Origin of the sequence: Methylophaga lonarensis MPL (assembly GCF_000349205.1) — a bacterium.
Lineage (GTDB): Bacteria > Pseudomonadota > Gammaproteobacteria > Nitrosococcales > Methylophagaceae > Methylophaga > Methylophaga lonarensis.
Window position 1 is genome coordinate 1 of record NZ_APHR01000095.1, and the last position, 1,981, is coordinate 1,981.

Below are 1,981 nucleotides of genomic sequence, written 5' to 3' on the forward strand. Positions count from 1 at the left end.
GCATAACGCCGCAGGTTTGTTCACCTTGCTCAGCACCGGCAGCACTTGCCTTGCATCTGCAACAGCAACTTGCCGCCATTGGTCAGGCGCAACTTACGACCCTCTCTTTGCCAAAGCTGCAATTCAAGCTTTTGTTCAAGGTAGCGAATCTGGTGTGACAGGGCTGGTTGCGTCAGATGCAGTGCGTTGGCGGCCGCCGTCAAACTGCCATTATCAGCCAGTGCCTCAATGATTCGCAGATGACTTCGCTCAATCATTTATTAGCTTTCCTTATGGTTAACGTGAAAACCATCATTATTCCTCATTAATTGTTGTCTTTACAATTCGCTGTTCCTGGAGCCTGTTGCTCTTTCAGTTAAGGAATAATCACTATGGTTACCACACACAATCTCGGTTACCCCAGAATAGGCAGCCGAAGAGAACTCAAATTTGCCCTGGAAGCCTACTGGCGCGGTGAAAAAGATTTGGACATGCTGACCCACACCGGGGAAGTATTAAGAGCCCAAAACTGGCAGAAACAAGCCGCTTTGGATTTAGTCCCTGTCGGCGATTTTTCATTTTACGATCATGTACTGGATACCAGCGTCATGGTCAGCAACCTGCCAGCCAGAGCCCAGCAAACCGCTTCAACGCCCTGGCAAGCCTATTTTCTGGCAGCACGTGGTCGGGATGCCGCTTCAGATAATGAACAGCATTGCTGCCATAATGTGGCGGCTGCAGAAATGACCAAATGGTTTGATACCAACTACCACTATCTGGTGCCCGAGTTTTCCGAAGCGACACGATTTGAAGCCAACGCAGAACGATTACTGAGCCAATTGGCTGAAGCCCGCGCGCAAGGCCACAATGCCAAACCAGTGATTCTGGGCCCGGTCAGTTATCTATGGCTGGGAAAAAGCAAAGACAACACCGATAAACTGGCACTGCTGGATGATCTGGTGGCCTGCTATGCACAAATTCTGGATCAGTTGGCTGATGCCGGTGTTGAGTGGGTTCAAATCGATGAGCCGGTGTTGGTCACAGAGCTGGACGCTCAATGGACGCATGCACTCAACCAGGCTTATTTTTCATTGAGCAAATCGCCGGTCAAAATATTGCTGACCACCTACTTCGGACCACTGCGTGATAATCTGCAACTGGCCTGTGAGCTGCCGGTAAGCGGGCTTCATCTGGATGCGGTCAATGCGGCTGACGAAATCAATAAAGTCGTTGACTGGCTGCCAAGCACCAAAGTGCTCTCGCTCGGCATCATCAACGGCAGAAATATCTGGCGCAGTCACCTGACAGAGATTCTGGATCGCATTGAACCGATTCACCAACGTCTGCAAGATCGTTTGTGGATAGCACCTTCATGCTCCTTACTGCATGTGCCCATTGATCTGCAGCTTGAGCAAAAACTGGATCCGGAAATCAAATCCTGGCTGGCTTTTGCCGATCAAAAACTGGATGAACTCAGCATTATTGCCAAGGCGTTAAATCATGGCAGAGACAGTGTTGCCGAGGCTCTGACCGACAATGCAAGGGCCATCTCAAGCCGTCAACAATCCAGCCGTGTCAACAATCTTGCGGTCAAACAGCGCTGTGAGCAGCTAAATCCCTCACTGGCTGAGCGGCAGAGTCCCTATGCGGCTCGGGCCGAGATCCAACAACAAAAACTCAAACTGCCGGCCTTTCCAACCACCACCATCGGCTCGTTCCCACAAACCGCTGATATCAGACGTACCCGTAAGTTATATCGTGACGGTGCCATAGGCTTTGCTGAGTATCAGCAAGACATGCAACGAGAAATCCATCTGGCTATCAAAATTCAGGAACAGCTGGATCTGGATGTTCTGGTGCACGGTGAGGCAGAGCGTAATGACATGGTTGAGTACTTTGGCAGCCAATTGGACGGTTATGCCTTTAGTGAGCTTGGCTGGGTGCAATCATACGGTTCCCGCTGTGTTAAACCACCGATTATTTTCGGCGATATTCAACGACC

The 1,981-nt window shown here is 50.4% G+C and carries 2 protein-coding genes; one reads left to right on the forward strand and one right to left on the reverse strand.

The window, feature by feature from the left end; genetic code table 11:
• Positions 1-29: 29 nt before the first annotated feature.
• A complete protein-coding gene (locus tag MPL1_RS12995) occupies positions 30-257 on the reverse strand; it encodes a helix-turn-helix domain-containing protein (RefSeq protein ID WP_009727597.1) in 228 nt (75 codons plus the stop codon).
• A gap of 114 nt (positions 258-371) precedes the next feature.
• On the opposite strand from MPL1_RS12995, the gene metE reads away from it, so the two are divergent.
• On the forward strand, positions 372-1,981 hold a 1,610-nt coding region (metE, locus tag MPL1_RS13000; protein WP_009727598.1), incomplete at its 3' end, for a 5-methyltetrahydropteroyltriglutamate--homocysteine S-methyltransferase.

Bases quoted from the DNA above. Each gene is read 5' to 3' on its own strand.
- MPL1_RS12995 (WP_009727597.1), bottom strand. From the start codon at position 257: ATGATTGAGCGAAGTCATCTGCGAATCATTGAGGCACTGGCTGATAAT.